This window comes from Pseudomonas sp. PsB (assembly GCF_043658375.1).
Taxonomy (GTDB): domain Bacteria; phylum Pseudomonadota; class Gammaproteobacteria; order Pseudomonadales; family Pseudomonadaceae; genus Aquipseudomonas; species Aquipseudomonas putida_Z.
In genome coordinates, this window is the sequence record NZ_JBIGLU010000001.1 from 39,673 (window position 1) to 62,522 (window position 22,850).

The window sequence follows — 22,850 nt, forward strand, 5'->3', positions numbered from 1 at the left end:
GCAGCATCTGTGGGAGCTGGCTTGCCGGCGATAGGGCCATTACAGGCGGCCGAATGGCCTCAGTGCAGGCCCTGGATGTAGCTGGCCAGCGCCTCGATGTCGTGGTTGCTCAGCTTGCCGGCGATGGTGCGCATGGTCATGGCATCGCCATCGTTGGTGCGGTTGCCTTCGCGGAAGTCGGTGAGCTGCTTGGTCACGTACTGTGCATGCTGCCCGCCCAGGTGCGGGAAGCCGGCCAGGGCGATACCCGCGCCGTTCGGCGAGTGGCAGCCGGTGCAGGCAGGCATGCCCTTTTCCAGGTCGCCGCCGTTGAACAGCGCCCGGCCACGTTCGACCAGCTTGGGATCGGCCGCCCCCACGCTGCCTTTCTGGCTGGAGAAGTAGGCGGCGATATCGGCCAGGTCCTGGTCGCTGAATGCGGCCAGCATGCCGGTCATCTCCAGCACGGTACGCTTGCCCGACTTGATATCGTGCAATTGTTTTTCGAGATAGCGCTGGCCTTGGCCGGCCAGTTTCGGGAAGTTCGGTGCCAGGCTGTTGCCGTCGGGGTTGTGGCAGGCGCCACAGACGGCCGTCTTGGCCTGGCCGGCGGCGGCATCGCCTTTGACGGGTTGCGCAGCAGTGGCCGCACCTGCGACACCCAAGGTCAACAGCAGACTCACGACTAGTTTGTTCATCAGCTAATCCAACACGGCTAAGGGTGAAATGTTATGTATCGGGACTGCCACTCATCCAAAGGATGACCAAACGGTAGTCCTCGGCACTGCAGTCCATGCACAATCCACGCGGCGGCATAGCCTTGAAACCCTGGGTCACGTGCTTCACCAGTACATCCATGCCTTGCGCCAGCCTTGGCTCCCATGCTGCCCGGTCACCCTGCCTGGGTGCCTGTGGCAACTGCCCGGTGTGACAGGCCGCACACGTGCGGTTGTACAACACCTCGGGATCCTGTGTAGCCTGTGCGCTGAAAAACGGCAGGAACATACCGACAGCAAGCAGCCATTTCGCCATGCGGAACGACCTTCAGGGTTGGGGGCCGCGCTGCGTTCTGTTGCGCGAGCTATTGTTCGACACCCCATGCCCGTTCTCCTTCGCCGGGAGAATGAGCACACAAAAACTGGGGCATTATATACTTCCGCCATCCAAACGGAAACGACACCGCTTGCCAGGCTCGGGCCTATAGAGTCAGGCAACACCCACATCGGATATCCCATGCAAGTCAAGAACCCCATCCTCGGCCTCTGCCAGAAAGCCAAATTCGCCCTCAGCGCTGCCAAGGTCGAACAATGCCCGGACGACCAGGGTTACGAGGTGGCTTTCGCCGGCCGCTCCAACGCCGGCAAATCCAGCGCCCTCAACACCCTGACTCATGCCAGCCTGGCGCGCACCTCGAAAACCCCCGGGCGCACCCAGCTGTTGAATTTCTTCAGTCTGGACGATGAACGGCGTTTGGTCGACCTGCCAGGCTACGGTTATGCAAAAGTCCCGATTCCGCTCAAGCAGCATTGGCAGAAACACCTGGAAGCCTACCTGGGCAGCCGCGAGTGCCTGCGTGGCGTGATCCTGATGATGGACGTGCGCCACCCGATGACCGACTTCGACAAGATGATGCTCGACTGGGCCAAGGCCAGCAGCATGCCGATGCACATCCTGCTGACCAAGGCCGACAAGCTGACCCACGGCGCGGGCAAGAACACTCTGCTCAAGGTGCAGTCGGAAATCCGCAAGGGTTGGGGCGACGGCGTGACCATCCAGCTGTTCTCGGCGCCCAAGCGCCTGGGCGTGGAAGAGGCCTACCGAGTGCTGGCAGACTGGATGGAACTGGAAGACAAGCCGGTAGCCTGAGGCCTGCACCGCTCGTTGTAGGAGCAGCCTTGTGCTGCGAAGAGGCCATGACAGGCTGTATAGGTCTGTTGGCTGTACCGGCCCTTTCGCAGCACAAGGCTGCTCCTACAGGGGTAGCTGCGCCATCAGGTCAAATTCCGGGCAAAAAAAACCCCGGACTTCGTATGGGGAGGGGGAAGTTCGGGGTCCAAGTCCGGACCGCTAGGGCGGGGTCCAGATATCTGCCAACACTTAACACAACATAGGAGCATCGAAAGGCTTCACCAGCCATTCAGTTACTCTGAGTTCCGCTTCACCGGTTTAGTTCCAAAGCCCTGAAAACTATTTGCGATAGTTTCATGAAACCTCAGCACCACTGGCACTGAGCAGTGCCAGGATCCGCATCCCTACGTCACGGATCCTACACAGCTTTCCCCGCCCGATCAGTGAGCTTCGTCCCAATTCGCACCAATTCCTGCCTCGACCAGCAGCGGTACATCCAGCTGCGCGGCCTTGCTCATGTGCTGGCGAATTTCATCTTTCACCTGCTCCACCAGGTCCTCGCGCACTTCCAGCACCAGTTCGTCGTGTACCTGCAGGATCACCCGGGCGTCCAGCCCGCTCTCGCTCAGCCAGTTATCCACATTGACCATGGCCCGCTTGATGATGTCGGCCGCAGTGCCCTGCATCGGGGCGTTGATCGCCGTGCGCTCGGCGCCTTTGCGCAGGGCCGGGTTCTTGGCATTGATATCCGGCAGGTACAGGCGGCGGCCGAACAGGGTTTCGACAAAGCCTTGCTCCGCAGCCTGGGCGCGGGTGCGCTCCATGTAGGCCAGCACGCCCGGGTAGCGGGCGAAGTAGCGGTCGATGTAATCCTGCGACTGCTTGCGGTCGACGCCGATCTGCTTGGCCAGGCCAAAGGCGCTCATGCCGTAGATCAGGCCGAAGTTGATGGCCTTGGCACTGCGGCGCTGGTCGGTGGTGACGTCTTCCAGGGCTACGCCGAATACTTCCGCCGCCGTGGCGCGGTGCACGTCCAGGTCGTTGCGGAAGGCATGCAGCAAGCCTTCGTCCTTGGCCAGGTGGGCCATGATGCGCAACTCGATCTGCGAGTAGTCCGCCGCCAGCAGCTTGTAGCCCGGGCTGGCGACGAAGGCCTGACGGATGCGCCGGCCTTCGGCAGTGCGGATCGGGATGTTCTGCAGGTTCGGGTCGCTGGACGACAGCCGGCCGGTGGCCGCTACCGCCTGCTGGTAGGAGGTGTGGATACGCCCGGTGCGCGGGTTGATCTGCCCCGGCAGCTTGTCGGTGTAGGTGCTCTTGAGCTTGCTCAGGCTGCGGTACTGCATCAGTACCTCCGGCAGCGGGTAGCCTTGCTCGGCCAGTTCGTCGAGCACCGCCTCTGCCGTGGATGGCTGGCCCTTGGTGGTCTTGCTCAGCACCGGCATGCCCAGCTTGTCGTAAAGGATCGCGCCCAGCTGCTTGGGCGAGCCGAGGTTGAACTCCTCACCGGCCAACTCATAGGCGCGCTGCTCCAGCTCCGCCATCTTCACCCCCAGCTCACCGCTCTGCACCTGCAGCAGCGCGGCATCGACCAGCGCCCCCTGGCGCTCAATCTTGGCCAGTACCGGCACCAGCGGCATCTCGATGTCCATCAGCACCGGCTGCACGCTCGGCGTCTGCGCCAGGCGCGCCTGCAGCGCCTGGTGCAGGCGCAGGGTGATGTCGGCGTCTTCGGCAGCGTAGGGGCCGGCCTTGTCCAGGTGGATCTGGTTGAAGGTCAGCTGCTTGGCGCCCTTGCCGGCGATGTCCTCGAAGGCGATGGTGGTGTGGTCGAGGTACTTCAGCGCCAGGCTGTCCATGTCGTGACGGGTGGCGGTGGAGTTCAGCACGTACGACTCGAGCATGGTGTCGTAGGCAACGCCGCGCATTTCGATGGCGGGCGAGCCATTGGCGAGGATGTTGATGTCGTACTTGGCGTTCTGCCCGACCTTGGCCTTGGCCGGGTCTTCCAGCAGAGGCTTCAGCGCCAGCAGCACGGCGGCGCGGTCCAGCTGGACCGGCGCGCCTTCATAGTCGTGGGCCAGCGGCACATAGGCCGCTTCATGCGGCTCGACGGCGAACGACAGGCCGACAAGCTGCGCCTGCTGTGCGTCCAGGCCAGTGGTCTCGGTGTCGAAGGCGAACAGTGGCGCCTGACGCAGCTTCTCCAGCCAGAAGTCGAAACGTTCCTGGTCGAGAATGGTTTCGTACCTGGGCTCGGTCTTGGCCACCGGCTCCGCGATCGGCGCGATGTCGTCACCGGCCTTGGCAGCGTCACGCTGCACCTCGGCGACCCAGCTCTTGAATTCCATCTCGGTGTACAGCGCCAGCAACGCGTCGCGATCAGGCTCGCCGCACACCAGGGCATCTACTTCGATATCCAGGGGCACGTCGACCTTGATGGTAGCCAGCTCATAAGACAGGAACGCCGCGTCGCGGTGCTCTTCCAGCTTGGCCGGCAGGGTCTTGGCGCCGCGAATGGCCAGCGTCGGGACCTTGTCCAGGTTGGCGTACAGGTCGCTGAGGCCGCCGCCGATACCGGTCAGCAGGCCCACCGCGGTTTTTTCGCCCACGCCCGGCACACCGGGGATGTTGTCGACCTTGTCGCCCATCAGCGCCAGGAAGTCGATGATATGTTCCGGGCCGACGCCAAATTTCTCGTGCACGCCAGCCACGTCCAGCACGCTTCCGGTCATGGTGTTGACCAAGGTAATGTGCCCGTCCACCAGCTGCGCCATGTCCTTGTCACCGGTCGAGATGATCACCGGGCGGCCCAGCGCGGCGCTGCTGCGCGCCAGGGTGCCGATCACGTCGTCGGCCTCGACCCCCTCGACGCACAGCAGCGGGTAGCCCAGCGCCTTGACGCTGGCGTGCAGCGGCTCGATCTGCACCCGCAGGTCGTCCGGCATGCTTGGGCGGTTGGCCTTGTATTCGGCGAACATGGCATCGCGGAAGGTGCCACCCTTGGCGTCGAACACCACCGCAAACAGGCTGTCGGGGTATTGCTTGCGCAGGCTCTTGAGCATGTTCAGCACCCCCTTCACCGCGCCGGTCGGCATGCCTTTGGAGGTAGTCAACGGCGGCAGCGCGTGGAAGGCGCGGTACAGGTAGGAGGAACCGTCCACCAGGACGAGGGGCGCTTGGCTCATGAGCAGAATCAACCTTTTCGACGGGTCCGGCGCTAGAATAGCCAGAATCATTGACGACAAAGGGACAAGGTTATCATGCGTACACTCAATCGCCTGTTACTGCTCGGTCTGTTGGCCACCATGCCTGTCGTCACCCTGGCGGCGGATGACGCCCCCTCGGCCGATCCCGAGGTGACCATTCGCACGGAAGGCGACAAAACCATCCAGGAGTACCGGCAGAACGGGTTCCTGTATGCGATCAAGATCACGCCGAAAAACGGCAAGCCTTATTTCCTGGTACGCGCCGATGGCTCTGATGGCAATTTCATTCGATCCGACCAGCCGGACATGCTGATTCCGTCCTGGAAGATCTTCGAGTGGTAATCTGACGCGCACCGTTCACATCAACCCGGCACTTCCCGGCGGAAGTGCCCGTATGGGCAAATTTTCATCATGTCAGTCTTCACCCCCGTGACCCGGCCTGAGCTGGAAACCTTTCTGGCGCCGTACGCGCTGGGTCGTCTGCTCGATTTCCAGGGCATCGCCGCCGGCACCGAGAACAGCAATTTCTTCGTCAGCCTCGAACAGGGGGAGTTCGTCCTGACGCTGATCGAGCGCGGGCCCAGCGAGGACATGCCGTTCTTCATCGAGCTGCTGGACACTTTGCACGCAGCCGACATGCCGGTGCCCTATGCCATACGCGACCGCGACGGCCATGGCCTGCGCGAGCTGTGCGGCAAGCCGGCGCTGCTGCAGCCACGGCTGTCGGGCAAGCACATCAAGGCACCGAACGCCCAGCACTGCGCCCAGGTCGGCGAGCTGCTGGCGCACATTCACCTGGCTACCCGCGAACACATCATCGAGCGCCGCACCGACCGCGGCCTGGACTGGATGCTGGCCTCGGGTGCCGAGCTGCTGCCGCGCCTTACCGCCGAGCAAGCCGCGCTGCTGCAGCCGGCGCTGGATGAAATCAGTGCGCACAAGGCACAGATCCTGGCCCTGCCACGGGCCAACCTGCACGCCGACCTGTTCCGCGACAATGTGATGTTCGAAGGCACTCACCTGACCGGTGTGATCGACTTCTACAACGCCTGTTCCGGGCCGATGCTGTATGACATCGCCATCACCGTGAACGACTGGTGCCTGGATGAACACGGCGCGATCGATGTGCCACGCGCCCAGGCATTGCTGGCGGCCTATGCGGCGCTGCGGCCGTTCACCGCCGCCGAAGCCGAGCTGTGGCCGGAGATGTTGCGGGTAGGCTGCGTGCGCTTCTGGCTGTCGCGCCTGATTGCAGCGGAATCGTTTGCCGGGATGGACGTGATGATCCACGACCCGAGCGAGTTCGAAGTGCGTTTGGCGCAGCGTCAGCAGGTGGCCTTGCACCTGCCCTTCGCCCTCTAGAGCGTGTCTGCTTCTTCGCGGGTAAACCCGCTCCCACACAGGCGTGAGGCTGGCGCTATCCCTGTGGGAGCGGGTTTAACCGCGAAGAGGCCGGTACAGGCTTACAACTGCTCCAGGCACCCAACCAGGTCGCCACCCAGCTTCTCCAGCAAGCGCTCATAGCCCTTGCCATCCACCGGGTCGGTACCGCCCAGGGCATCCAGCTCGGCCAGGCGCACCGGCAGCCCGGCGGTCAAGGTCTCGGCCAGCCGCGGCCGCAGCGGCGGTTCGCTGAACACACAGGTTTTGCCCACTTCCTGCAGGCGCTTGCGCATGGCTGCCACGTGCTGCGCACCCGGCTGCACCTCGGACGCCACGCTGAACACCCCGGTGTGCTTCAGGCCATACTCGGCCTCGAAATAGTCGAACGCTTCGTGGAACACGAAGTAAGGCTTGCCGGCAATCCCGGCCACCCGCGCCTTGATCCGCCCATCCAGTGCGTCCAGGCGTTCGTCGAAGGCCTTGAGGTTGCTCTGATAGCGCGCCGCATTGGCCGGATCGATCTGCGCCAGGTCAGCCGCCATTTTCGCTGCAATCACCCGCGCGTTGACCGACGATAGCCACAAGTGCGCGTCCAGGCTGCCCGGGCGGTGGTCATGATCATGGTCGTCGTGGTCTTCTTCCTCGTGGGAATGGCTGTCCTCGCCAAAATGCCGCAGCTTCATGCCCGGTAGCGCCTGCACGGCCACCGTGGCCTTGCTGCGATTGCCCAGTACCCGCGGCAGGAAGCCCTCCATGTCCGGACCGATCCAGTACAGCAGGTCGGCATCGCCCACCCGCCGCACGTCGGACGGGCGTAGCGCGTAGTGGTGCGGCGAAGCACCCGGCGGCAGCAATACCTCGGGGTTGCCAACACCATCCTGCACGGCGGCGGCAATCTGCTGCAGCGGTTTGATACTGGTCAGCACGCGCACGTCGGCCTGGGCGGAAAATGCGATGAAAGCGACAAAAAGGACTAGGAATCGGGACACGGTGAATACTCGAGTCGTCAGAAACAGGTAACATAATAACGTCTCCATCCAGAACCGTCGCTGCCCATGTCCATCACGCCGCTGGCCAACCGTCCTCACGATCATTCCCATTGCGTACACAGCGCACTGGCTGAAGCCGACGCCTTGTGCACCCGCCAGGGCCTGCGCCTGACCGCGCTGCGCCGTCGAGTGCTGGAACTGGTGTGGCAAAGCCACAAGCCGCTGGGCGCCTACGATATCCTCGCCGTGCTCAGTGAGCAGGACGGCCGCCGCGCCGCGCCCCCCACGGTGTACCGTGCGCTGGACTTCCTGCTGGAAAACGGCCTGGTGCACCGCATCGCCTCGCTCAACGCCTTCATCGGCTGCAGCCACCCGGAACACCTGCACCAGGGGCAGTTCCTGATCTGCCGGGCCTGCCATGTGGCCATCGAACTGGAACAGGACAGTATCAGCGATGCCATCATCAGCAGCGCCAAGGGCGTGGGCTTCACGGTCGAGACCCAGACGGTGGAAGTGGTCGGCCTGTGCAGCAATTGCCGGAGCGCGGCATGAGCGATGCACTGATTCGCCTGGAGCAGGTCGGCGTCACCTTCGGTGGCGAGGCGGTGCTCGACAGCATCGACCTGTCGGTCGCACCTGGCCAGATCGTCACCCTGATCGGCCCGAACGGCGCGGGCAAGACCACCTTGGTGCGCGCCGTGCTCGGCCTGCTCAAGCCGCACCGCGGCAAGGTATGGCGCAAGCCGAAACTGCGCATTGGCTACATGCCGCAAAAGATCCAGGTCGATGCCACGCTGCCGCTGTCGGTGTTGCGCTTCCTGCGCCTGGTGCCCGGTGTAGACCGCGCGGCAGCCTTGTCGGCGTTGCAGGAAGTGGGTGCCGAGCAGGTCATCGACAGCCCGATCCAGACCATTTCCGGCGGCGAGATGCAGCGCGTGCTGCTGGCCCGCGCCCTGCTGCGCGAACCCCAGCTACTGGTGCTCGACGAGCCGGTGCAGGGCGTAGACGTGGTCGGCCAGACCGAGCTGTACAACCTCATTACCCGCCTGCGCGACCGCCACGGCTGCGGCGTGCTGATGGTTTCCCACGACTTGCACCTGGTGATGAGCGCCACCGACCAGGTGGTGTGCCTGAACCGCCACGTGTGCTGCTCGGGCCACCCCGAGCAGGTCAGCGGCGACCCGGCGTTCGTCGAGCTGTTCGGCCAGACCGCCGCACCCAGCCTGGCCATCTACCACCACCATCACGACCACAGCCACGACCTGCACGGCTCGGTGGTCGCCCCTGGCACCCATGTTCACGGAGCGCACTGCAAGCATGGCTGATTTTCTTCTCTACGCCCTGCTTGCCGGTTTGTCCCTGGCGCTGGTGGCCGGCCCACTGGGATCCTTCGTGGTGTGGCGGCGCATGGCCTATTTTGGCGACACCCTGTCCCACGCCGCCCTGCTCGGCGTGGCCCTGGGCTTTGCCCTGGACGTCAGCCCGGCGCTGGCGGTAACCGTGGGCTGCCTGTTGCTGGCGATCTTGCTGGTGACCTTGCAGCAACGCCAGCCGCTGGCCTCCGATACCCTGCTCGGCATACTCGCCCCCAGCACCTTGTCGCTGGGCCTGGTGGTGCTGAGCTTCATGCATGATGTACGCATCGACCTGATGGCCTACCTGTTCGGCGACCTGCTGGCCATCAGCACCACCGACCTGGCCTGGATCCTCGGCGGCAGCGCGCTGGTGTTGCTGCTGCTCGCTGCGCTGTGGCGGCCGTTGCTGGCAGTCACCGTGCACGAAGAGCTGGCCATGGTCGAAGGCCTGCCGGTGGCCGGGCTGCGCATGGCGCTGATGCTGCTGATCGCGGTGGTGATTGCCGTGGCCATGAAGATCGTCGGCGTGCTGCTGATCACCTCGCTGCTGATCATTCCTGCCGCTGCGGCGCAACGTCACGCCCGCTCTCCCGAGCAGATGGCCCTGGGCGCCAGCCTGCTCGGCGTGACCGCGGTATGCGGTGGCCTGGCCATGTCCTGGTTCAAGGACACCCCCGCCGGCCCGTCGATCGTGGTCTGCGCGGCGGTGCTATTCTTGCTGAGCCTGGCCCTGCCAAAACGCTGAAAAACAGGGCGCGTGAAGGCGCGCCCTGCAACCTTTTCGCACGTAAAGGGTCTGTAAGACTTGTTTTCGAGCGTGCGCACCTGGGTGTAGACTTGCTCGCTTTTTGCGCAAATAGAGAGTCGCAGGAATGAAGCCGTTCGCCTCCCGTTATCTGCTTGTTGCCGCGTTTTCCCTGTTCCTGGCTGCGTGTTCCAGCGCGCCGGTCGAACAGGCCACCGCACCTGCCCAAGCCGATGCCTGGCAGCAGTTGCAACAGAACATCGCCAGCAACGAGCTGGCCACCGCCGAAGACCAGCTGGCAGCCCTGCAGGCCCAGGCGCTGGATGACGCGCGCCTGGAGCAATACCAGCGCCAGCTTGCCGAAGCCTACCTGCAACGCAGCCAGATCTTCCTGCAAAAGGGTGATGTGAACGGTGCCGCCACCGCCCTGTCCCGTGCCCGCGCGCTGATGCCGCAGGCCCCGGCGGTGACTGGTGGCGACGCCGTGACCCAGGCGCGCAAGGCCGAACTGGAGAAGGCTGAAGCGGCGCTGAAAGCGGCCGAGGCCAAGCCCAAGGCGCGCATCATCGACCCGGCTGCACCGAGCACCGTCGTGGCCTTGAAGACTACCGACAGCCGCGCCATGCGTCGCCAGCTGGATGACATTGCCGCCGATGTGGTGAGCTACCAGTGCGACGTAGTGTTCCAGGTGCCGCGCACCGAGGATGCGCCTTGGCTGAAGACCTTGCTGGAGAAGCGCGTGCGCAAGATCGACAGCGGGTTCGAGCTGAAGCAGAAGCACGAGATTCAGCGGTCGTTGCCGGCGCAGGTAGTTCTGGTTCCGCATCAGCGTTAAGAATCTGGGGGCGCTGCGCGCCCCTTTCGCGACACAAGGCCGCTCCTACAAGGGAATGCGATCTCCTGTAGGAGCGGCCTTGTGTCGCGATGGGCTGCAAAGCAGCCCCTTAGGCAGGCACAGCCTCCGCAGCCGCCTCCCGCTCCCACACCCGATGCCCCTCTACCGCTTTGACGAAGGCATCCACGGTCTTCTGCTCATCTCCCAGCAGCAACCCCTTGTCTTCCTTCAGCCCCAAGCTGCCCAAAAGCTCTTTGGTCAACACCATCGCCTTCAGGTGCTTGTAGCCCTCCAGCAGAAAATGCTTGGCCAACCCGCTGGCCGCCAGCGCATCGGTCGAAGCCTTGCCACCCGGCACGACAATTCCGTCGAACATGATCGATGGCATCCCCTCCATGGAAGCATCCACCGGCAGTTGCTTGCCGTCCGCAGCCTTCACCGGTGCTGAGGTCGGCCCCAGGAGCAGTGGCCGGGCACTCTGTGCTTCCAGGGCCTTGACCAACTTGTCCACGCTGGCAGCGTCTACGCCATCTGCTACCAGCACGGCAATCTTGCGCCCCTTGATGCCAACCGAACCCGGGTGGTTCATCTGGCTCAGGGCAGGCGACTGCGCAAGCTGGCTTCCCTTCACTTGAACAGTGCCCGCGCTCGGAGCAGGCAAACCGAGGTTGGCAGCAACCGCAGCCGCCAGCTTCAGGTCGATATTGGCGAGAATCTCATTCACTTCCCGAGCACGGATCGTCTCCCGCTCCACCTTGCCCAGTTCAAAGCTGTAAGCCTTGATGATGTGCTGCTGCTCGGTCGGGCTCATGCTCTGGAAGAACAACCGCGCCTGCGAAAAATGGTCGCCGAACGAATCGCTGCGTTGGCGGATCTTGTGTGCGTCGATACGCTCCTGGTAGCTCTCGAAGCCGCCATCCTGCGGGGCTGGTGGCGTTTCCTTCGGCCAGCCACCGTCGATGGAATTGGGCTCGTAGGATGCGCGACCTTTGTGAACCACATGCTGATGCAAGGCGTCACGCTGGTTGTTGTGGTTAGGAGCGACGGGGCGGTTGACGGGGATCTGGTGGAAGTTGGGCCCGCCCAGGCGGCTAAGCTGCGTGTCGGTGTAGGAGAACAGCCGCCCCTGCAGCAAGGGGTCGTTGGTAAAGTCGATACCAGGCACGATATGACCCGGGCAGAACGCCACCTGTTCCACTTCAGCAAAGAAGTTGTCCGGGTTGCGATTCAGGATCATCTTGCCCAAAGGTGTAACCGGCACCAGTTCTTCCGGGATGATCTTGGTCGGGTCCAGCAGGTCGAAATCAAATTTGTGCTCGTCGGCTTCCGGCACAATCTGCACACCCAATTCCCATTCAGGGTAATCGCCCGTCTCGATAGACTCCCACAAGTCGCGACGCTGGAAATCAGCGTCCTTGCCTGCCAGCTTCTGCGCTTCGTCCCATAGCAAGGAGTGCACACCCTGGCGCGGCTTCCAGTGGAATTTGACGAAACTGGCTACGCCCTGGGCGTTGATCAGGCGGAAGGTATGCACCCCGAAACCTTCCATCATCCGCAAGCTGCGCGGGATAGCACGGTCCGACATCGCCCACATGACCATATGGGCCGACTCCGGTACCAGCGAGACGAAATCCCAAAAGGTGTCATGAGCCGAAGCGCCGGTCGGGATCTCGTTGTGCGGCTCTGGCTTTACGGCGTGGACGAAATCCGGGAATTTGATCGCATCCTGGATGAAAAACACCGGCATGTTGTTGCCCACCAGGTCGAAGTTGCCTTCATCGGTGTAGAACTTGACCGCAAAGCCCCTCACGTCACGCACGGTGTCGGCTGAGCCACGCGGGCCCTGTACCGTGGAAAATCGCACGAACACGGGCGTGATTTTCTCCGGGTCCTGCAGGAAGCCCGCCTTGGTCAGCTCTGCGTGGTTGCCATAGCTCTGGAAATAGCCATGTGCCCCCGTCCCTCGCGCATGCACGATGCGCTCAGGGATGCGTTCGTGGTCAAAGTGCGTGATCTTCTCGCGCATGATGAAATCTTCGAGAAGCGAGGGGCCTCGATCTCCGGCCTTCAGCGTGTTCTGGTTGTCAGCGATGCGCACCCCCTGGTTGGTGCGCAGCGCATGACCCGTCGCATCGCTACGGTCAGCCTCCAGGCTCTGTAACTTGGCGTTGGTGTTGGCCCGGTCCGGGGTCTGGGTGCCAGCGGCTTCGCTGTGCTTCGGCGCGTCCGTGTTCTTGCTGGGCATGGTCGGCTCTCCTCGTCAGTCTTCAGGCTTACCCGTTTCGGGCTTGTGCAAGTAGTGACCGGGAGGCTTTGCCGAGCGTTCAATCAGGATTACCGGTTGTCGCCATATGCCCGAAGGATTGGTGCATTACGAAATAAATGCTAAGAACAGCTATGGGAAAAGGCTAAAATGCGCGACCCCAGCCAACCGCTGACCCAAATTCCATGCGCCCCACAAGGTTCGCTACGTGATCGAGTTCCAACAGGTACACAAGACCTACCGCGTCGCCGGTAGGGAAATCCCCGCACTGAATCCGACCAGCCTGACCATCGAAGATGGCCAGGTGTTCGGCCTGATCGGCCATTCCGGCGCCGGCAAGAGCACCATGCTGCGCCTGATCAACCGCCTGGAAGAGCCTTCCGGCGGCAAGATCATCGTCGACGGCGAAGACGTTACCGCGTTCAACGCCAGCCAGCTGCGCGGTTTCCGCCAGCAGGTCGGGATGATTTTCCAGCACTTCAACCTGCTGGCCTCCAAGACCGTCGCCGACAACGTCGCCCTGCCACTGACCCTGGCCGGCGAGCTGTCGCGCAGCGAAATCGACAAGCGCGTGACCGAGCTGCTGGCCCGCGTCGGCCTTTCCGACCACGCCAGAAAGTACCCGGCGCAGCTGTCCGGTGGCCAGAAGCAGCGCGTCGGCATCGCCCGCGCCCTGTCCACCAACCCCAAGATCCTGCTGTGCGACGAGGCCACCAGCGCCCTCGACCCGCAAACCACCGCCTCGGTCCTGCAATTGCTGGCCGAAATCAACCGTGAGTTGAAGCTGACCATCGTGCTGATCACTCACGAAATGGACGTGATCCGCCGGGTCTGCGACCGCGTGGCAGTGATGGACGCCGGCCAGATCGTCGAGCAGGGCTCGGTGGCCGAGGTGTTCCTGCACCCGCAGCACCCCACCACCAAGCGCTTCGTCCAGGAAGACGAGCAGGTCGACGAAGGCGAGCAGCGGGACGACTTCGCCCATGTGCCGGGCCGTATCGTGCGCCTGACCTTCCAGGGCGACGCCACCTACGCGCCGCTGCTGGGCACCGTGGCCCGCGAAACCGGCGTGGACTACAGCATCCTCGCCGGGCGTATCGACCGCATCAAGGATGTCCCCTATGGCCAGCTCACCCTCGCCCTGATCGGCGGTGACATGGAAGCGGCGTTCGCCCGCTTCAAGGCAGCTGACGTACATATGGAGGTACTGCGTTGATGGACGCCCTGAATTTCTTTGCCAACGTCGACTGGGCCGAAATCTGGCTGGCCAGCGTCGACACCATGATCATGCTGTTCGGCTCGCTGTTCTTCACCGTGCTGCTCGGCCTGCCGCTGGGCGTGCTGCTGTTCCTGTGCGGGCCGAAACAGATGTTCGAGCAGAAGGGTGTGTATGCGCTGCTGTCGCTGATCGTCAACATCCTGCGCTCGCTGCCGTTCATCATCCTGCTGATCGTGATGATCCCGATCACCGTGCTGATCACCGGCACTTCGCTGGGCGTTGCCGGCGCCATTCCGCCGCTGGTGGTAGGTGCCACGCCGTTCTTCGCGCGCCTGGTGGAAACCGCCCTGCGTGAAGTGGACCGCGGCATCATCGAAGCCACCCAGTCGATGGGCGCCACCACCCGCCAGATCATCACCAGCGCACTGCTGCCGGAGGCCCGCCCGGGCATCTTCGCCGCCATTACCGTCACCGCCATCACCCTGGTGTCGTACACCGCCATGGCCGGTGTGGTCGGTGCCGGCGGCCTGGGCGACCTGGCTATCCGCTTCGGCTACCAGCGTTTCCAGACCGACGTGATGGTCGTCACCGTGGTGCTGTTGCTGGTACTGGTTCAAGTCCTGCAGAGCGTGGGCGACAAACTGGTCGTGCATTTTTCCCGTAAGTAACCCCAATGGGGTCGGCCCGGCCGACCCGTTCGGGGGCCGTCGCGGCCCTCACAAGGAGTGATCAATGAAGAAGCTGCTTGCTGTTGTCGCCGCTGTCGCGGCCTTCTCGGCCCACGCCGAGTCCCTGACCGTTGCTGCTACCCCGGTACCGCACGCCGAGATCCTCAACTTCGTCAAACCTGCACTGGCGAAAGAGGGCGTGGAGCTGAAGGTCAAGGAATTCACCGACTACATCCAGCCGAACGTGCAGGTGGCCGAAAAGCGCCTGGACGCCAACTTCTTCCAGCACCAGCCGTACCTGGATGAGTTCAACAAGGCCAAGGGCACCAACCTGGTGAGCGTTGCCGGCGTGCACATCGAACCGCTGGGCGTGTACTCGGCCAAGATCAAGAAGCTGGACGAGCTGTCCTCCGGCGCCACCGTGGTCATCCCCAACGACGCCACCAACGGCGGCCGCGCGCTGCTGCTGCTGGACAAGGCCGGCGTGATCAAGCTGAAGGACAACAAGAACATCCTGTCCACCGTGAAGGATGTTGCCGAGAACCCGAAAAGCCTGAAGTTCCGTGAGCTGGAAGCAGCCACCATCCCGCGCGTGCTGACCCAGGTCGATGCTGCCCTGATCAACACCAACTACGCGCTGGAAGCCAAGCTGAACCCGGAGAAAGACGCCCTGGTCATCGAAGGCAGCGACTCGCCTTACGTGAACATCCTGGTTGCCCGCCCGGACAACAAGGACTCGGACGCCATGAAAAAGCTGGCTGCTGCGCTGCACTCGCCTGAGGTGAAGCAGTTCATCAACGAGAAGTACAAAGGCGCTGTGGTTCCGGCGTTCTGATCCGAAATCCCCGGGGCCGCTTCGCGGCCCATTCGCGACGCAAGGCCGCTCCTACATGGGATCGCATTCCCCTGTAGGAGCGGCCTTGTGTCGCGATAGGCCTGCGCAGCAGGCCCAAAAATCTCAATCCCGCTTCACAAGCCCGGGCAACTGCGCCACCAGCTTCTGGTTGTTGAACGGCGCCCGAATGAACCCGCGCTGACGCCCATCCGGCCCCACAACCGCCAGGTTGCCGCTGTGATCCACGGTATACCCCGGCTTGCTGGTATCGGCCGGAATGAACGGAATGCTCAAGGCATTGGCCAGCTTCTGGGTATCCTCGATCGACCCCGCCACCCCGACGAAATCCTTGTCGAAATAACCCAGGTACTGCTTCAGCTGGTTCGGCGTGTCGCGGTTCGGGTCAACACTCACCAGCACCACCTGCAGCCGGTCGACGGCCTCCTTGGGCAGCTCGCTCTTCACCTGGCGCAGCTGGGCCAGGGTGGTCGGGCAGATGTCCGGGCAGTAGGTGTAGCCGAAGAACAGCAGCGACCATTTGCCCTTCAGGTCATCCAGTTGCACCGGCTGGCCGTCCTGGTTGGTCATGGTCACATCGGCCACGGTACGGCTCTGCGGCAGCAGGATGATGCCGGCATCGATCAGCTCGGTGGGGTTGGGCTGGTCGCGGCCATTGAGCACCTTGTTGACGGTCAGGCCCAGGATCAACGCGACCAGGGCAACGAGGATGAAGACGGTTTTCTGGGTTCGGGTCATAGGTTCAGCAACAGGTAGTGGTCGAGGAGCAACGCGATGAACAGCGCGAACAGGTAGCCGATAGAGTACTTGAAGGTGCCGATCGCTGCGTGCGGCCGGCTGCCACGGTACAACACCCAGGCCCATTGCAGGAAGCGCAGGCCCAGCACCAGGGCGCAGGCCAGGTACAGCGGGCCGCTCATGTGGATGGCGTACGGCAGCAGGCTTACCGCCAGCAATACCAGGGTGTACAGCAGGATATGCAGCTTGGTGTAGCGCTCGCCGTGGGTCACCGGCAGCATCGGGATATCGGCCTTGGCGTATTCCTCCTTGCGGTGGATGGCCAAGGCCCAGAAGTGTGGTGGGGTCCAGGCGAAGATGATCAGCACCAGCAACAGGGGCTCGGCGCTGACATGGCCGCTGACCGCCACCCAGCCCAGCAACGGCGGGGCGGCGCCAGCCAAGCCACCGATGACGATGTTCTGCGGCGTGGCGCGCTTGAGAAAGCCGGTGTAGAGCACCGCATAGCCGAGCAGGGAAGCCAGTGTCAGCCAGGCTGTGAGGGCGTTGGTGAACACCAGCAGCAGGGCCATGCCAAGTAGCGCCAGCGCCAGGGCGAACAGCAGCGCCGGCAGCGGCTCGACCCGGCCTTGGGCCAGCGGCCGCTTGTGGGTACGCGCCATCAGCGCGTCAATGCGCCGGTCCACCACATGGTTGACCACCGCCGCGCCGCCTGCACAAAAGCCGATGCCCAGGTTGCCGAACAGCAGCACGCTCCAGCTGACCCCCGCACGGGTGGCAAGGAACATACCCGCCAGCGAGGTGATCAGCATCAGCACCACCACCTTGGGCTTGGTCAGCTCCAGGTAATCACGCCAACTGGCCCTCTGTGTGCTCAGAAGCGTCGCCACGAATCATTCCTCATGTGGTGGGAAATGCCCACGCCAGCCACGGGCCGCAGGCGCCAGCCATGGCCGACACCCACGCGAACCTTGTCGACCACACGGATGCGGTAGTTCACCAGCACCATGCTCAGCAGCAACAGCGCCCCACCAGCGTTGTGCGCCACGGCTACGGCCAGCGGCAGGTGCAGCAGCACATTGCTGATGCCCAGGCCGACTTGCACCACCAGCGCCAGCAGCACCAGCCGCGCCAGGCCAGGGAGGCCGCAGCGGTGCAGCTTCCAGCTGAGCATCAGCAGCACGCAGGTCACCAGCAATGCGCCCAGGCGGTGGCTGATGTGAATGGCCGTGCGCGCATCACTGTCCAGCTGCCCGCCCAGGTAATTGGGCCCGACGTGCTGGGTCAGGTGGAACCCGTTGCTGAAGTCCGCCGCCGGCCACCACTGGCCGTGGCAGGTGGGCAGGTCGATGCAGGCGACGGCCGCGTAGTTGGCACTGACCCAGCCGCCCAGGGAGATCTGGCCGATCACCACCAGCAAGGCCAGCGCGGCGATCCGGCGCAGGCTCAATGGCAGCTTTGGCAAGGGCGCAAAGGCCCGCGACAGACGCAGGGACAACAGGAACAACAAACTCAGGGTAGTGAAGCCGCCGAGTAGATGCGCGGTGACCACCTGCGGCCACAGCTTGAGGGTGACCGTCCACATGCCGAAGGCTGCCTGGGCCAGCACCACGCCCAGCAGCAGCAAGGGCAGGCGGTAAGGCTGGCCATCGCGGGCATGCCGGCGCAGCGCCTGCAAGGCGAGCAGGGCGATCACCATCGCCAGGGTGCCGGCGAAGTAGCGGTGGACCATCTCGGCCCAGCCCTTGGCGGCTTCCACCGGGTGTTCGGGGAAATGCAGCTCGGCATGAGCCAGCTGCGCTTCGCTCTTGGGCACGCTGATGAAGCCGTAGCAACCCGGCCAGTCCGGGCAGCCGAGGCCGGCGTGGGTCAGGCGGGTATAGGCACCGAGCAGGACGACCAGCAGTGCCAGCAAGGTGGCGAACACAGCAAGGCGGAATCCGGGTCTGGCCATGGCAGGCTCCTAGCCGATGTTGGACAGCTTGAGCAGGTGGCGCAGGTCGTCCAGCACATGCTTGCCGTTGACCTTGGCGTCGTAGCGCAGCACCAGATTGCCGTGTGGGTCAACGATCCACAGCTGCGGGCCGGCCTCGCCGACCTTTTGCAGGTAGCGTTGCGCATCCAGCGGGTAACGCTGCAACTGTGGGTATTCGCGGCCGAGCAACGCCTGGTAATCGGCACTTGCCGGCTGGGCGGCCGCCAGGGCATGGCTGGCACGGCTGGCATCACGGCCCAGGCCGACCTGGATCTGCCGGGCCAGGTACACCAGCCGCTGGCAATCCTCGGCACAGGCTGTGGGTGTGCTCACCAGCAGCTGCCAGCGCTCGTCCTGGCCCGCCACGCCGATATCGGAAAGGCTCTCACCGTTGCCGATCATCACGCCGTGGTAGCTGCGGCCGTCCGGCACCCAGAACTTGAGCTTGTACATGCTGGTAGCCAGAACCATCGGCCCGAGCACCACCAGCAGAATCAACAGCAGCTGCAAACGCCCGCGGGTTCTGGGTTTGCTACGTTCAGGCACTTCCAGTGGAGTGGCGGTGGCCATGGCGTTTCTCCTTGTTGTGGTGCCAGCCGAAGTAGAGGTAGAGCAGTACCAAAGTGGTTGCCAGGGCAAACCACTGCACGGCGTAACCCAGGTGTTTTTCCGGGCCCATGGCAACGACCGGCCAGTCCAGGCGATAGGTCGCCGGGCCGGGTTCCAGGCGCAGCTCATGGGCGAAGCCTTCGCGATCGAGCTGTTGCCATAGCTGCGCGGCATCCACGGCAGTCAGCAGGTGCGGCCATTGGCCGCCTGCAGGGTCGGGGTGCAGCTGGAACGTGCTGCCAGGCGCGACATACACCGAAGCGTCCAGCGCCAACGCCTGGGCAGGGGTATCGAAATGCACCGGCACGCGGCGGTCCGGCCAGGGCAGCCAGCCGCGATTGACCAGCAGCCACACGCCGCTGGCCTGATCATGGAAGGGTTGCAGCAGCTCGACACCGGCCTGGCCATCACGCATGCGGTTGTCCAGCAGCAGGCTGTGCTCGGCGTCGAAGCGGCCATAGAGATGCACGCGGCGGAAGGCATTGTCCTGGTTCGCTGTCAGCTGGGCCGTGGCCACGGGCGCTTCGACCCGCCGCTCGGCATAGGCGGCCAGCAGCACGCGCTTTTCCTCGGCACGGCCGAGTTGCCAGCAGCCAAGCGCGATCAGCCCCGGCAGCAGCGCAAGCACCACCAGGGTTGGTACCCAGCCCGGACGAAACGGCCTCATCGGAGCCTCGTCGGGCCGATCGCTATACTTATCCACATCACCGCATCCCCCCGGAGTATCGCCATGCTCAAGGCCGCGATTGTCCTGATGCTGTTGGCCACGATTGCCAGCCTGTTCAGCGGCCTGGTGTTTCTGGTCAAGGACGATGAAAGCTCGACCCGTTTACTGAAAGCGCTGACCGTACGGGTGACCCTGGCGGCGCTGACCATCGGCCTTGTCGCCTGGGGCTTCATTAGTGGTCAGCTCGTATCTCACGCCCCCTTCTGATACCTGAACCTTGCGCGTTTCCTTGTAGGAGCGGCCTTGCGTCGCGATGGGCCGCAAAGCGGCCCCAAAACCTGCAACCTGATTCACCTGGCAGAGCGCCTTGGCTGCTTTGGGGCCGCTACGCGCCCCATCGCGACACAAGGCCGCTCCTACAAGGGTTCGCAGTCGGCTGTCAGAGTACGTAGACAAAGATGAACAACCCCACCCACACCACATCGACGAAGTGCCAGTACCAACTGGCCGCCTCGAAACCAAAGTGTTTCTCCGGGTTGAAATGCCCGCGCAAGATGCGCACGAACATCACGATCAGGATGATCGTGCCCAACGTCACGTGGGCGCCGTGGAAGCCGGTGAGCATGAAGAACGTCGCGCCGTAGATGCCCGACCCCAGCGTCAGCCCCAACTTGGTATAGGCCTCGTGGTACTCGTAGGCCTGCAACGCGATGAAGCTGGCGCCCAGGACGATGGTCAGCGCCATCCAGAATTTCAGCGGGCCACGGTGGTCGCGACGCAGGGCATGGTGGGCGATGGTGATGGTCACGCTGGAGCTGACCAGCAAGATGGTGTTGATCAGCGGCAGGTGCCACGGGTCGATCACTTCCTTGGGCGGCGGGAACAGTTTCGGGTCGGGCGTGTGCAGCAGCGGCCAGGTGAATTCGAAGGTCGGCCACAACATGTGCGCAACACCCTTGGCCCCTTCACCGCCCAGCCACGGCCCGGCCAGCACGCGCACGTAGAACAGCGCACCGAAGAAGGCCAGGAAGAACATCACCTCGGAGAAAATGAACCAGCTCATGCCCCAGCGGAACGAGCGGTCCAGTTGCGGGCTGTACAACCCCGCGCGGCTCTCCCGCACCACCGAACCGAACCAGCCGAACAGCATGTAGGCCAGGAACAACGCGCCGATGAAGAAGATCAGCGGCCCGTGCGACTCGGGGTGGCCGGCCTTCATGTCGTTGAACCAGGTACCCAGGCCGAACACCGTGATGAACATGCCGATGGTGGCGATGATCGGCCACTTGCTCTGCGCCGGAACGTAGTAGTGCTCATGACTTGCCATTGCTGTTCTCCTTCCCTTAACGGGCGCCCTGGACGTCCTGGGCCGCGACATGCGCGACCGGCGGGTGGCGAGCGGTGATGTCGAACAAGGTGTAGGCCAGTGTCAGGTGCTTCACGCTGGCCGGCAGGTCGCGGTCGACGATGAAGCGCACCGGCATCTCGATGCGTTCGCCGGGCTGCAGCACCTGCTGGGTGAAGCAGAAGCACTCGGTCTTGTGGAAGTACGCCGCGGCCTCGGCGGGGGTGATGCTGGGGATGGCTTGCGCACTCATCGGCCGATCGGTCGGGTTGTGGGCGATGAAGATCATCTGGTTCACCGCACCGGGGTTGACCTCCAATTGGTCGGCGGTGGAGTAGAAGTCCCAGACCATGTCGCTGGCATTGGTCGACATGAACTGCACCCGCACCGAACGCGTCGGGTCGCTGACCTGGCTGCCTTCGTACTGCCCTCCGGTCTTGCCGTTGATGCCGAAGGCCTTGCACATCACGTCATAGATAGGCACCAGGGCGAAGCCGAAGGCGAACATCACCACCGTCAGCATCAACAGGCGCAACACCAGGCGTTTCAGCGAAAGGCCGTTCATGGCACGGTTCCTATTTCACTTCCGGTGGCGTCTGGAAGGTGTGGTAGGGCGCAGGCGAAGGGATCGACCACTCCAGGCCCTCGGCGCCATCCCATGGCTTGGCCGGTGCCGGCGCGCCGCCGCGGATGCACTTGATGACGATGAACAGGAAGAAGATCTGCGTGGCGCCGAACATGAACGCGCCGATCGAGGACACCATATTGAAGTCGGCGAACTGCAGGTTGTAGTCGGGGATCCGCCGTGGCATGCCGGCCAGCCCCACGAAGTGCATGGGGAAGAAGGCCATGTTCATGCCGATGAACGATAGCCAGAAGTGCAGCTTGCCGAGGGTTTCGTCATACATGTGGCCGGTCCATTTCGGCAGCCAGTAGTAGGCCGAGGCGAAGATGCCGAAGATAGCCCCAGGCACCAGCACATAGTGGAAGTGCGCCACCACGAAGTAGGTGTCGTGGTACTGGAAGTCCGCCGGGGCGATGGCGAGCATCAGCCCGCTGAAACCGCCGATGGTGAACAGGATGACGAAGGCGATGGCGAACAGCATCGGCGTTTCGAAGGTCAACGAGCCTTCCCACATGGTGCTGACCCAGTTGAACACCTTCACCCCGGTAGGCACGGCGATCAGCATGGTGGCGTACATGAAGAACAGCTCGCCGACCACGGGAATACCGACCACGAACATGTGGTGGGCCCAGACGATGAACGACAGGAAGGCGATGGCGCCGGTGGCGTACACCATCGAGGTGTAGCCGAACAGCGGCTTGCGCGAGAACGCCGGGATGATCGAGCTGACCGCGCCGAAGGCCGGCAGGATCATGATGTACACCTCAGGGTGGCCGAAGAACCAGAACACGTGCTGGAACAGCACCGGGTCACCACCGCCGGCGGCACTGAAGAAGCTGGTACCGAAGTGGATGTCCATCAGCATCATGGTCACGACGCCGGCCAGCACCGGCATCACCGCAATCAGCAGGAATGCGGTAATCAGCCAGGTCCAGACGAACAGTGGCATCTTCATCAGGGTCATGCCCGGGGCGCGCAGGTTGAGGATGGTGGCGATCACGTTGATCGCGCCCATGATCGAGCTGATGCCCATCAGGTGGATGGCAAAGATGAAGAAGGTGACGCTGGCCGGCGCGTAGGTGGTGGACAGTGGGGCGTAGAAGGTCCAGCCGAAGTTGGGCCCGCCGCCCGGGCTGAACAGGGTCGAGACCAGCAGCAGGAAAGCCGCCGGCAGCAGCCAGAAGCTGAAGTTGTTCATCCGCGGCAGGGCCATGTCGGGCGCGCCGATCATCAGCGGGATCATCCAGTTGGCCAGGCCGACGAAGGCCGGCATCACCGCACCGAACACCATGATCAGGCCGTGCATGGTGGTCATCTGGTTGAAGAACTCCGGCTGGACGATCTGCAGGCCGGGCTGGAACAGCTCGGCGCGGATCACCATGGCGAACGAGCCGCCGAGCAGGAACATGATGAAGCTGAACCACAGGTACATCGTGCCGATGTCCTTGTGGTTGGTGGTCAGCACCCAGCGCATCAGGCCCTTGGCCGGGCCGTGCGCATGGTCATGGCCGTGGGCGTGGTCGTCGATCACTGCACTCATGTCCT

24 protein-coding genes are annotated in these 22,850 nt (G+C 63.6%); 11 read left to right on the forward strand and 13 right to left on the reverse strand.

Features of this window, described 5'->3' with window-relative positions; all coding sequences use genetic code 11:
- Positions 1-59 precede the first annotated feature (59 nt).
- Both ACGLHT_RS00180 and ACGLHT_RS00185 read right to left on the reverse strand, forming a co-directional pair.
- Positions 60-677 carry a cytochrome c gene (locus ACGLHT_RS00180; protein WP_003256951.1) on the reverse strand — a complete coding sequence of 206 codons (618 nt, stop codon included), beginning with the start codon at positions 675-677 and terminating at the stop codon, positions 60-62.
- Positions 678-708: 31 nt separating this feature from the next.
- Entirely contained in the window at positions 709-1,011 is a 303-nt protein-coding gene (locus ACGLHT_RS00185; protein WP_015268479.1) for a cytochrome c5 family protein, read from the reverse strand.
- A 201-nt stretch (positions 1,012-1,212) separates the two neighbouring features.
- Between ACGLHT_RS00185 and yihA the strand changes: the two genes are divergently transcribed.
- A complete protein-coding gene (gene yihA, locus ACGLHT_RS00190) occupies positions 1,213-1,845 on the forward strand; it encodes a ribosome biogenesis GTP-binding protein YihA/YsxC (RefSeq protein ID WP_015268478.1) in 633 nt (210 codons plus the stop codon).
- Between the two features lie 422 nt (positions 1,846-2,267).
- Here yihA and polA read toward each other — a convergent pair whose 3' ends face one another.
- Positions 2,268-5,015, reverse strand: a complete 2,748-nt coding sequence (polA, locus tag ACGLHT_RS00195; protein WP_085588937.1) for a DNA polymerase I — start codon at positions 5,013-5,015, stop codon at positions 2,268-2,270.
- Between the two features lie 75 nt (positions 5,016-5,090).
- Between polA and ACGLHT_RS00200 the strand changes: the two genes are divergently transcribed.
- Together ACGLHT_RS00200 and ACGLHT_RS00205 are read left to right on the forward strand one after the other, a co-directional pair.
- Positions 5,091-5,378, forward strand: a complete 288-nt coding sequence (locus ACGLHT_RS00200; protein ID WP_013970316.1) for a DUF2782 domain-containing protein — start codon at positions 5,091-5,093, stop codon at positions 5,376-5,378.
- 69 nt (positions 5,379-5,447) lie between these two features.
- Entirely contained in the window at positions 5,448-6,398 is a 951-nt protein-coding gene (locus tag ACGLHT_RS00205; RefSeq protein ID WP_137162717.1) for a homoserine kinase, read from the forward strand.
- 101 nt (positions 6,399-6,499) lie between these two features.
- Here ACGLHT_RS00205 and ACGLHT_RS00210 read toward each other — a convergent pair whose 3' ends face one another.
- Positions 6,500-7,456, reverse strand: coding sequence for a zinc ABC transporter substrate-binding protein (locus ACGLHT_RS00210; protein WP_137162716.1), 957 nt, complete (start codon positions 7,454-7,456; stop codon positions 6,500-6,502).
- Positions 7,457-7,474: 18 nt separating this feature from the next.
- On the opposite strand from ACGLHT_RS00210, the gene zur reads away from it, so the two are divergent.
- From zur to ACGLHT_RS00230, 4 genes are all read left to right on the forward strand, one after another.
- Positions 7,475-7,960, forward strand: coding sequence for a zinc uptake transcriptional repressor Zur (gene zur / locus ACGLHT_RS00215; RefSeq protein WP_025337220.1), 486 nt, complete (start codon positions 7,475-7,477; stop codon positions 7,958-7,960).
- The gene (gene znuC, locus ACGLHT_RS00220) at positions 7,957-8,733 is read left to right on the forward strand and encodes a zinc ABC transporter ATP-binding protein ZnuC (protein WP_025337219.1); all 777 of its coding nucleotides are present in this window, start codon (positions 7,957-7,959) and stop codon (positions 8,731-8,733) included. The genes zur and znuC overlap by 4 nt, the downstream gene beginning before the upstream one ends.
- The gene (gene znuB, locus ACGLHT_RS00225; RefSeq protein WP_003253007.1) at positions 8,726-9,508 is read left to right on the forward strand and encodes a zinc ABC transporter permease subunit ZnuB; all 783 of its coding nucleotides are present in this window, start codon (positions 8,726-8,728) and stop codon (positions 9,506-9,508) included. The genes znuC and znuB overlap by 8 nt, the downstream gene beginning before the upstream one ends.
- 127 nt (positions 9,509-9,635) lie before the next feature.
- The gene (locus ACGLHT_RS00230) at positions 9,636-10,343 is read left to right on the forward strand and encodes a PA5502 family lipoprotein (protein WP_274078994.1); all 708 of its coding nucleotides are present in this window, start codon (positions 9,636-9,638) and stop codon (positions 10,341-10,343) included.
- Between the two features lie 109 nt (positions 10,344-10,452).
- Here the strand turns inward: ACGLHT_RS00230 and katE are convergent, their stop codons facing one another.
- Positions 10,453-12,588, reverse strand: coding sequence for a catalase HPII (gene katE / locus ACGLHT_RS00235; RefSeq protein WP_137162714.1), 2,136 nt, complete (start codon positions 12,586-12,588; stop codon positions 10,453-10,455).
- A gap of 226 nt (positions 12,589-12,814) precedes the next feature.
- On the opposite strand from katE, the gene ACGLHT_RS00240 reads away from it, so the two are divergent.
- The 3 genes from ACGLHT_RS00240 to ACGLHT_RS00250 all read left to right on the forward strand — a co-directional run bounded on the left by ACGLHT_RS00240 (position 12,815) and on the right by ACGLHT_RS00250 (position 15,328).
- The gene (locus ACGLHT_RS00240; RefSeq protein ID WP_003256960.1) at positions 12,815-13,822 is read left to right on the forward strand and encodes a methionine ABC transporter ATP-binding protein; all 1,008 of its coding nucleotides are present in this window, start codon (positions 12,815-12,817) and stop codon (positions 13,820-13,822) included.
- Positions 13,822-14,493, forward strand: coding sequence for a methionine ABC transporter permease (locus ACGLHT_RS00245; RefSeq protein WP_013970307.1), 672 nt, complete (start codon positions 13,822-13,824; stop codon positions 14,491-14,493). The genes ACGLHT_RS00240 and ACGLHT_RS00245 overlap by 1 nt, the downstream gene beginning before the upstream one ends.
- 64 nt (positions 14,494-14,557) lie before the next feature.
- The gene (locus ACGLHT_RS00250) at positions 14,558-15,328 is read left to right on the forward strand and encodes a MetQ/NlpA family ABC transporter substrate-binding protein (RefSeq protein ID WP_085588927.1); all 771 of its coding nucleotides are present in this window, start codon (positions 14,558-14,560) and stop codon (positions 15,326-15,328) included.
- Positions 15,329-15,451: 123 nt separating this feature from the next.
- Here ACGLHT_RS00250 and ACGLHT_RS00255 read toward each other — a convergent pair whose 3' ends face one another.
- The 5 genes from ACGLHT_RS00255 to ACGLHT_RS00275 are packed head-to-tail and all read right to left on the reverse strand — an operon-like array spanning position 15,452 to position 19,335.
- Complete coding sequence (locus ACGLHT_RS00255; RefSeq protein WP_013970305.1) at positions 15,452-16,084, reverse strand: SCO family protein; 633 nt, start codon at positions 16,082-16,084, stop codon at positions 15,452-15,454.
- Positions 16,081-16,974, reverse strand: coding sequence for a heme o synthase (gene cyoE, locus ACGLHT_RS00260; protein WP_025337214.1), 894 nt, complete (start codon positions 16,972-16,974; stop codon positions 16,081-16,083). Before cyoE ends, ACGLHT_RS00255 begins: the two co-directional genes overlap by 4 nt.
- Positions 16,959-18,038, reverse strand: coding sequence for a heme A synthase (locus tag ACGLHT_RS00265; protein WP_274119899.1), 1,080 nt, complete (start codon positions 18,036-18,038; stop codon positions 16,959-16,961). The genes cyoE and ACGLHT_RS00265 overlap by 16 nt, the downstream gene beginning before the upstream one ends.
- 9 nt (positions 18,039-18,047) lie before the next feature.
- A complete protein-coding gene (locus tag ACGLHT_RS00270) occupies positions 18,048-18,629 on the reverse strand; it encodes a hypothetical protein (protein ID WP_274119898.1) in 582 nt (193 codons plus the stop codon).
- Complete coding sequence (locus ACGLHT_RS00275; RefSeq protein ID WP_075046854.1) at positions 18,598-19,335, reverse strand: SURF1 family protein; 738 nt, start codon at positions 19,333-19,335, stop codon at positions 18,598-18,600. The genes ACGLHT_RS00270 and ACGLHT_RS00275 overlap by 32 nt, the downstream gene beginning before the upstream one ends.
- A 63-nt stretch (positions 19,336-19,398) precedes the next feature.
- Between ACGLHT_RS00275 and ACGLHT_RS00280 the strand changes: the two genes are divergently transcribed.
- Positions 19,399-19,602, forward strand: coding sequence for a twin transmembrane helix small protein (locus tag ACGLHT_RS00280; protein WP_025337210.1), 204 nt, complete (start codon positions 19,399-19,401; stop codon positions 19,600-19,602).
- Between the two features lie 172 nt (positions 19,603-19,774).
- Here the strand turns inward: ACGLHT_RS00280 and ACGLHT_RS00285 are convergent, their stop codons facing one another.
- From ACGLHT_RS00285 to ctaD, 3 genes are read right to left on the reverse strand one after another with little or no spacing between them, the layout of a single operon-like run.
- Positions 19,775-20,662, reverse strand: coding sequence for a cytochrome c oxidase subunit 3 (locus ACGLHT_RS00285; RefSeq protein ID WP_100413576.1), 888 nt, complete (start codon positions 20,660-20,662; stop codon positions 19,775-19,777).
- Positions 20,663-20,678: 16 nt separating this feature from the next.
- Positions 20,679-21,245, reverse strand: a complete 567-nt coding sequence (locus tag ACGLHT_RS00290; protein ID WP_015268464.1) for a cytochrome c oxidase assembly protein — start codon at positions 21,243-21,245, stop codon at positions 20,679-20,681.
- A 10-nt stretch (positions 21,246-21,255) separates the two neighbouring features.
- Positions 21,256-22,845, reverse strand: coding sequence for a cytochrome c oxidase subunit I (ctaD, locus tag ACGLHT_RS00295; protein WP_013970300.1), 1,590 nt, complete (start codon positions 22,843-22,845; stop codon positions 21,256-21,258).
- Between the last annotated feature and the right edge of the window lie 5 nt (positions 22,846-22,850).